This is a genomic window from Lysinibacillus sp. NPDC097279, from assembly GCF_044761745.1.
Classification (GTDB): Bacteria; Bacillota; Bacilli; order Bacillales_A; family Planococcaceae; genus Lysinibacillus.
Window position 1 is genome coordinate 57,275 of sequence record NZ_JBIWDA010000001.1, and the last position, 8,416, is coordinate 65,690.

The 8,416-nt window shown below is 36.3% G+C and carries 6 protein-coding genes; 2 read left to right on the plus strand and 4 right to left on the minus strand.

Annotated features, from left to right (window positions below; translation table 11 throughout):
- Positions 1-22 precede the first annotated feature (22 nt).
- The 4 genes from ACIQ1H_RS00270 to ACIQ1H_RS00285 all read right to left on the minus strand — a co-directional run bounded on the left by ACIQ1H_RS00270 (position 23) and on the right by ACIQ1H_RS00285 (position 4,798).
- Positions 23-1,069, minus strand: coding sequence for a DctP family TRAP transporter solute-binding subunit (locus ACIQ1H_RS00270; protein ID WP_402885565.1), 1,047 nt, complete (start codon positions 1,067-1,069; stop codon positions 23-25).
- Positions 1,070-1,125: 56 nt separating this feature from the next.
- Positions 1,126-2,169 carry a DctP family TRAP transporter solute-binding subunit gene (locus ACIQ1H_RS00275; RefSeq protein WP_402885568.1) on the minus strand — a complete coding sequence of 348 codons (1,044 nt, stop codon included), beginning with the start codon at positions 2,167-2,169 and terminating at the stop codon, positions 1,126-1,128.
- Between the two features lie 350 nt (positions 2,170-2,519).
- Positions 2,520-3,188 carry a response regulator gene (locus ACIQ1H_RS00280; protein WP_402885570.1) on the minus strand — a complete coding sequence of 223 codons (669 nt, stop codon included), beginning with the start codon at positions 3,186-3,188 and terminating at the stop codon, positions 2,520-2,522.
- Entirely contained in the window at positions 3,185-4,798 is a 1,614-nt protein-coding gene (locus ACIQ1H_RS00285; protein WP_402885573.1) for an ATP-binding protein, read from the minus strand. Before ACIQ1H_RS00285 ends, ACIQ1H_RS00280 begins: the two co-directional genes overlap by 4 nt.
- An 840-nt stretch (positions 4,799-5,638) precedes the next feature.
- Between ACIQ1H_RS00285 and ACIQ1H_RS00290 the strand changes: the two genes are divergently transcribed.
- A complete protein-coding gene (locus ACIQ1H_RS00290) occupies positions 5,639-6,910 on the plus strand; it encodes an L-lactate MFS transporter (protein WP_173477592.1) in 1,272 nt (423 codons plus the stop codon).
- Positions 6,911-7,268: 358 nt separating this feature from the next.
- A complete protein-coding gene (locus ACIQ1H_RS00295) occupies positions 7,269-7,961 on the plus strand; it encodes an AIM24 family protein (protein ID WP_173477591.1) in 693 nt (230 codons plus the stop codon).
- Positions 7,962-8,416 lie beyond the last annotated feature (455 nt).

Genomic DNA, 8,416 nt, shown 5'->3' on the forward strand with positions numbered 1-8,416 from the left:
ATCGACACTCAATTGAAAGAGCTTATTTTAAATCACGAATACCGTTAATTAATTCTTCCGTAATAGCTTTACCAAACTCTTCGTAAACTGGCTCAAGCTCAGCTTTAATAGCATCTTTTTGAGCAGTCGTTAATTCAATTACTTCAATACCAGAGTTTTTAATGTTTTCGTATGATTTTGCATTCTCTTCAGAAGCTAATTCCCAAGCTAATGTTGTAGCTTCAGCTAAAGAATCCTCAACTGCTTTTAATAAATCTGCAGGGATCTTTTCCCAGAATGGTTTGTTAACAAAAATTGCATAGTCAAGACGACCATGTTCAGATACTGAGAAGTACTTTTGAACTTCTTGATACTTTTGTGTATCAAAGTTGTTGAATGTGTTTTCTTGTCCATCAACAGTTCCTTGTTGCAGAGCCGCATATGTTTCACCGAATGAAATTGTAGCTGAGCCAGCATGTAATGCTTTAAATTGTGCTTCAAGTACTTTACCTGCCTGTGCACGGAATTTTAAACCTTTAAAATCTTCAACATTGACAAGTGGATGTTTGTTATTAGAAAAATGTTTAAAGCCATTTTCCCAGAATACTAATCCTTTAATATCATTTGCCGCTAATTGATCTGATTCAAGAATTGTTTTTGCAACGTCTGATTCAAAGAACTTGCGAGCATGCTCTTCATCTTCAAAAAGGTAAGGCATGTCTACGTACTGCCAACGAGGGTCAATTTTCACCATTTTTGTAACAGATGGTGCAATCATATGTACGTTTCCAGATACTAAAGCATCAAGCTCGTCATTATCACCATATAATTGAGAAGATGGATATACTTCAACTTTTACTTTACCTTCTGTTTTCTCATCAACTAATTTTGCAAAAGCTTCAGATGCTTTCCCCTTCACACTATCGATTGATGTAACGTGAGAAAATTTAATAACAAGTGGTTTTTCTTTTGTATAGCCACCATCTCCTTCAGCTGCTGGAGCAGAAGCTGGTTCTTTTTTATCGCCACCACAAGCAGCTAAAGCTAAAACTAGCACAGCCATTAGTGACATTAAAAGCCATTTTTTCATTTCAAATCCCCCTTAAAGTTGTGATTATAGTTAAAAGGATCCCCTTTAAACCCAAATTAGTGATGTGGTTGGTTTTTTGGTAGCGCAAGTATATATTTCTTGCTGTAACTTTTAGCGTAATAATCATAGACTGGTTCAAATGCTGACTCCCATTTCTCAACATCCTCATCTGTGAAATAATGAATATTAATGCAGTTACAAGCCTCCATTTCTTGCAGACGCTCTGCTGTAAGATTTTCTGCAAGTTGCCATTCCCATTCCTGTACTTCAGCAAGTGTATCAATCAGCAATGTTTGAACATCTTTCGGTAAGGACTGCCAAAACTCATTGTTCATAAGTAATAAATAGCCCAAATAACCATGATTGCTAATTGTTAAGTAGTCTTGTAGAGAATGTAGATTTTTACTAGTAATATTAGTGAGAGTATTTTCCTGTCCGTCTACATTTCCTTTTTGTAGCTGATGGAAAACGGTATTGAAATCTATTCTCTTTGGATAGGCACCAACACTTGTAAACTGCTCTGCTAAAATATCACTCGGCATGATGCGCATGCGTAAGTTTTTTAAGTCAGTGACATCTTGAATAGGGCGGATACTATTGCTAAATTGCTTAAACCCACTATCCCAAACTCCGATTGAATAAAGATTATGGTCATTTAATTTCCTCATTAAAGATTGACCGACATCGCTATCAACGTATGTATGCACTTCATCAGCATTTTTAAATGCATAGGGCAAGTCCATAACCGACCACTCAGGTACAAGCGTTGTAATTTTTGAAATAGCTGGTGCTATCATCTGAATATCTCCACGTAAAAGTGCATTCATTTCTTCTCCATCTTTATAAAGAACACCATTTGGAAAGACTTGAATTTCTACATGACCATTACTGCGCTGTTTAATGAGTTCGGCAAATTTGATTGCTGCCATTCCTTTTGGCGTGTTTTCACCTACTACGTGCGAAAATCGAATGACAATTTGTTCTTCATGACTTAACTGTTCATTATCTGTAGGATAATCTTGTTGCTGACAGGAAATTAATAGAACTGTCAGTAAAATGAGAACGCTAACAAAATACTTGTGAATGTGATTGCGCCACATACAAATTCACCTCTAATCTATTGAAGATGTGAACGCTTCTTATTCTATTGAAAATATGAAAATACACAATATTATGGTATTAATGAACATTTTGGTTTTTATGGTATATAACAATTCATTATTTTGAAAAACTGTTACAAAACAGCGGCAATGCTTTTTGTAAGTACTTGAATGTAGCTACTAAATAAAGAAAGAATCTGCAATTTTCAGTGGGACATAAAAGAAGCAAGGTGTAGTAGGCGAAGTGACTATGGATGCCTGTTGCTTTCCCGTGAAAAATGAGCAGATTCTTGGTATTAGGCTATGATTAGAATAGGTAGCAAATCGAGCGCTAATATACTAATTTATTATTATTTAATAGAATAGTATTTAGTTGGTCGTCCTACGGTTCCGTATTTTAATTCTATATGCACAGTACCTTTTGTAGCTAAAAAGTCTAAATATTTTCGTACAGTTACTCTTGCCATGCCGACATTTTGTGCAAGCTGTTCAGAAGTAATCGGTGCATGATGTGTCGTTAAGTAACTTAAAATTTGCTCCATTGTAATGTTATTCAAGCCTTTTGGCAGTTCTAAAATCTCATGCTGAATACCTAACCACTGATCGATATCCTCTTGGTTAATATTAGTCGTACTGAGTAAGTTTTTTGTAGAGTTTTTATATTGTAGCAAAGCTCTTTCGAAGCGATCAAAACGAAATGGCTTTATTAGGTAATCAATTGCACCAAGCCGAAGGGATTCTTGTACTGTAGGTGCATCTCGAGCTGCTGTTATCATAATAATATCGGATGGAATACGCTGTGCTCGAATTTTCAAAAACAATTCCATGCCTGTCATATCTGGTAAGAACATATCCAGTAAAATAAGGTTTGGTTTTTGAATCATGATTTTGTCATAGGCATCTCGTCCATTGACTGCCTCTCCTATGAGTTGAAAGCCACTCATTTTATTCAAAAATCCTTTATTTACCTCAAGCACCATTGGGTCATCTTCTACGATAAAAACTGTGATTTTGCTCATGGTTCCTCTGTCACCCCTATATTAATTGTAATTGTTGTGCCGATGTGAACAGTAGATTCTACATGAATTGTGCCATTATTGGATTCGACGATTTGTTTGACAAGTGCAAGTCCTATGCCGTGTCCTTCTTTTTGTTTCGTACTAAATCCATAATCAAAAATTCGTTGGGGTATACCTGCAATACCTTTACCACTGTCCTGTACTTCTATATTTAAATAATGCTTATCACCGTTAATTGTTAAATGAACATCCTTATGTTCACATTCAAAGCAAGCTTCCATTGCGTTGTCCAATAAGTTGCCAATGATAGTAATAATATCGCCACTCGATAAGCCACTCATAAAATCAGCGAGATTAGATTTTTCATCGATTGTCAGTTCTACACCTAGTTCCTTAGCGCGTGAGTATTTGCCAAGTAATAAGCCTTGAATAGAATAATCCTGAAATTTATCATGCAAGCTTTGAATTAGTTCTTCTTCATCTGTTATTTCATCAATAATGAGGCTTAAAGCATCGTCATTTCGCTCCAACTGGATAAGTCCAGCAATACTATGGAGACGGTTCATGTATTCATGTTGCTGTGCCCGCAAGGAATCCACGAGCATTTTAATTCCTGTTAATTCTTCAGCAAGCATATTTGCCTCTTTTCGATCAGTTAACATGATTAGATAGCCTGCATTTTGTTCCATAATACGGATAGGGAATGTCCGAACTAAATACATTTGCTCGTACATTAAAAGTGGTCGATAAACCTCATGTTGTTGTATGGTGTCTTCAGCAAGCCACGTATCTTTAAATAAAGTTTTTCTGGATACTTTATGTCCAAAGTAATGTGTATACTGCCGTGCTAATCGGTTAATGAAGGTTACATTTCCACTTTCATCTGTAGCTAAAATTCCTATATCCATCGCTTGAATAATACCAGAACGTTCTTCTACTAAACGAGCGATTTCGTAAGGTTCTAAATTAAAGGTTTGACGTTTTAAATGGTTAGCAACCCAAACAGATCCGCCTAACCCTATGGCAAGCCCCCCTAAAAGTGATACTAATATATCAAATTGATATTCATCTAAAAGGTCATACCATTTTGGTGCGAGTAACCCAACGGTAATAACCCCAACTTGCTTCGTGCCTTCCTCGTTCATAATTGGTACGAATGCGCGTATAGAATAACCCAATACACCACGTGCCTTAGATATGTATTCATGCTGTGAAAATGCTTCTATTTCGTCGCCACCTTCAAAAACGGTACCTAGCTTACTTTCAGAGGGATGTGAGTAACGAATGCGTTTCATATCGATAATGACGATATAATCGACATCTGTCGTTAATCGAATGCGTTCAGCAATCGGCTGAATAATTTCAAAGCCCTCTTTAGTACCTACGTTTTTTTGTACTTCTGTAAGCTGTGAAACCGTTCGTGCTATAGCTATTGCACGGGCTCCAAACTCCTTCTCTAAAGCACCAGCTAAATTATGAATCATAATTGCACCACTCGTAGTAATAGAGAAAATAACGATAATAAAAGAAAAAATAAACATTTTGAGTCGTAATGATATGTTTTTCATAATAATGAAAAGGAATGCCAAATTAGCAGCCCTTTTATTCATTCATCACCTCTATTTCGTATTATTTCAATATGTAGGAAACTCCAATTTTAATGGAGATATGCAAAACCCATTTTTCTAGCAAAGGACTAGGACTATCATTCTATAATAAAGTACCATAAATGAATAGCTTGTTGTAATACAATTACTGCTACAAAGTATCTGTTTTAATTGTGTACTATAACAATATATGTATTAAAATCTCATTAGCATAAGAAAAGAAAGAGGAAGTGCTATCGGAGTTTGGTATTTTATAAAATAAAAATTTATATTTGAATAATAAAAAATAATTGGCTATTTATCTTTAAAATGCTGTTATACAACGAAATTTCATGTAATTATTTACATTTAAATAATATAATGGGTTAGTTTACTTATCCTATAGAAACTTAAAATATTTTGCGCAAAGAAAATTTGCTTTGTTATCGTTTTAAAATTCTCTTTCATTCTTAATATTTCTGTATGTCGATTATTTCTATTTTTACATATCAAGCGAATTTCTATTTTTTATCTAGCAGTCAAAAGCAGAGAAGCTTTCTATCATATGTGAAAATATGCACATTTTTAATTATTTTAAAATAATTTATTTAAATAGAATAAGTACAGTAGAAAAGTAATAATAGCTAAAATATGTTGGGGATATTGTTTGATAAACGCCTTTTTTCTTAGAGGCTGTAAGGTTTTTGTTGTTTTGATTATATAGCGAACAATAAAAAACTTTTTGGAGAAATAATATTTTTTAGAAAAACATCTTGCATTTGAATAATTATAAGTGGTAAATTGTTTTACATGGACGTTCATAGAATTTTCACAGGTAGCAAAAGAGGGGAGAAATGAGAATTTATGAATAAAAATAGATGGTTAATTGCATTATCTGCGATCGCTATTCACCTTTCAATTGGTGGAGCTTATGCATACAGTGTATACAAGCTGCCGATTGTCACAGAAATGGGATGGAGTGAAACGAAGGTTACGATTGCCTTTACAATTATGATGGGGCTTGCAGGTTTTTCGGCAGCACTATTTGGTAGTTTAGTAGAAAAAATGGGTCCGCGTAAATCTGCTATGGTAGCTGCTGTACTGTTTGGAGCAGGACAAGCAGGAGCAGGTGTTGCGATTTCAATGGATTCAGTAACATTGTACTGGCTAACTTACGGCTTACTAAGTGGACTTGGTATGGGGATTGGATATATCGCACCTGTATCAACATTAGTTAAATGGTTCCCAGATCGTCGTGGTTTAGCAACTGGTATGGCTGTACTAGGCTTTGGTTCGGGTGCACTTATTACTGCGCCAGTAGCAGCGAACTTAATGGAAGCAGTCGGAATTTCTACAACTTACTTTATTTTAGGGGCATGTTACTTCACGTTAATGATTTTAGGGGCTTCATATATAGCACCGCCAAAACCAGGTTATATGCCTGCGAATATGAAAGCGGCTGCAGAAAAAGGCAAAGAAGTAGTGAAAACAGACTTGGCTGTTATGTCAGCTCGTGAAGCTGTGAAAACAAAGCATTTCTGGATGTTATGGTCTATGCACTTAGTAAATGTTACAGCGGGTATTATGATGATTTCTGTAGCATCTCCGATGGCACAGGAAATTGTAGGGTTATCAGTTGCGGGTGCCGCAGCAATGGTAGGAGTAATGGGGTTATTCAATGGTGGTGGCCGATTAATTTGGGCTGCTGTGTCTGATTATATTGGTCGTCCAAACGTTTTTGTTATTTTCTTTACAGCACAACTTATTACATTTATCGTATTACCACATACGACAAACGTTATTATTTTCCAAGCACTTATTTTCTTAGTAGTTAGTTGTTATGGCGGTGGTTTCTCAAACCTACCTGCATTCGCAAGTGATTTATTTGGTACGAAACAACTTGGGGTCATCCATGGTTATTTACTGACAACTTGGTCATTAGGTGGTGTGTTTGGTCCACTTCTAGTGAGTGGTATTAGAAATGCTTATGACAGTTACATTCCTGTCTTTTATATTTTTGCAGGGTTAATTGCCATTTCATTCATTATTGCAATAACATTACGTGCTGATGTACGTAAACAAACAGCGTTAAAAGCAGCATCACAAAAAGTTGGAGACGTCTCCGCTACACGATAATTTTCACTTTCAATTCGCACTTGAAGGTATTGCCGTATTAGTGTCATTTCGCATATGACACTGATGCGGTTTTTATTTGTAGTGATTGTTATACAACACTCGATTAATCTTCGTCTAACATATAACAGCTGTTTGTTGATGTCAATAACATTATGGTAAATAAAGTGATTTTGGTACTAAAAGAGAATTTTTGCAACGATATTCTTTTCTTGATGACAGCACATACTTGTGAAAATAATCAAAAATATAGTAAATGAATGTGTTCGCTACGATTCATATGGAAAGTGATAATGACTAGGTGAATCTTTTCGTGGCATGTAACGTATATAAGGTAAAGAAAGCAGAGGAGGAGATGTACATGGGGAAGTATTCATTAAACGACTTTATAAGCACGACACAACAAAATGATCATGTAAACGAATATTTTGAGTTAGAAACGGAACGTGTACTAGAGGTAAACTTAGATGGTGAAGTCTGGTCGAAAATGGGGGCTATGATTTCATACATAGGCGACATTAAGTTTGAACGGGAACGTGTATTGGAGCATGGTCTATCCAAAATGTTTAAAAAAGCACTGACAGGTGAAGGAACGCAACTGATGAAAGCAAAAGGGAAGGGGCGTCTCTATTTAGCGGATCAAGGAAAAAAGGTGACCATTTTTGATTTGAAGGGTGAAAGTATTTGCGTAAACGGTAATGACTTATTGGCATTTGAACCTACGATAAATTGGGACATTCAATTAATGCGTAAAATGGCTGGTATTATGTCTGGTGGTTTATTTAATGTAACTTTACAAGGAACAGGTAAGGTAGCCATCACAACTCATTTTGAGCCATTGACATTATTAGTAAAGCCAGGAGAGACGGTTTATACAGATCCACATGCTACAGTAGCGTGGTCAGGTAATTTAACACCTGAGTTTAAAACAGATATTAGCTTCCGTACGTTTATTGGACGTGGAAGTGGTGAATCAATTCAAATGGCTTTCTCAGGAGAAGGGTTTGTCATCATACAACCATATGAAGAGGTCTATTTGTCTAGCGAAAGTTAAAGAGGCGCTTTAGAAAAACAGTTTTTCTATGTGGAAAAGAAGATAGGACAAAAAAAGTGTTAGATTGACTGCAATCAATCTAACACTTTTTTGCTTTACCGTTGATGTCCGCTACGGCGGTGCTTTCCGCGGGCACCCACGTAAGCCACAACCCTCGCTAACGCGCGGATTGTTGTGTCTTACGTTGCGTGCGTTCCCGCAGGAGTCACCGCCTTCGCTACCATCAACTAGTACACGTTGCTAATTTATTATTCTTGCAAAAGAAAGAATTGTTGACCTCAGACAATCTACCATTTTTTTGCTTTACCGTTGATGTCCGCTACGGCGATGCTTTCCGCGGGCACCCACGTAAGCCCTAACCCTCGCTAACGCGCGGATTGTTGTGTCTTACGTTGCGTGCGTTCCCGCAGGAGTGACAGCTCTCTACAATCAACGAATGCTTTCTTCTAAAGTAG

Excerpts from the sequence above, each read along its gene's own strand:
- ACIQ1H_RS00290 (WP_173477592.1), top strand. The coding sequence starts at position 5,639 with ATGAATAAAAATAGATGGTTAATTGCATTATCTGCGATCGCTATTCAC.
- ACIQ1H_RS00280 (WP_402885570.1), bottom strand. The coding sequence starts at position 3,188 with ATGAGCAAAATCACAGTTTTTATCGTAGAAGATGACCCAATGGTGCTT.
- ACIQ1H_RS00275 (WP_402885568.1), bottom strand. The coding sequence starts at position 2,169 with ATGTGGCGCAATCACATTCACAAGTATTTTGTTAGCGTTCTCATTTTA.
- ACIQ1H_RS00270 (WP_402885565.1), bottom strand. The coding sequence starts at position 1,069 with ATGAAAAAATGGCTTTTAATGTCACTAATGGCTGTGCTAGTTTTAGCT.
- ACIQ1H_RS00295 (WP_173477591.1), top strand. The coding sequence starts at position 7,269 with ATGGGGAAGTATTCATTAAACGACTTTATAAGCACGACACAACAAAAT.
- ACIQ1H_RS00285 (WP_402885573.1), bottom strand. The coding sequence starts at position 4,798 with ATGAATAAAAGGGCTGCTAATTTGGCATTCCTTTTCATTATTATGAAA.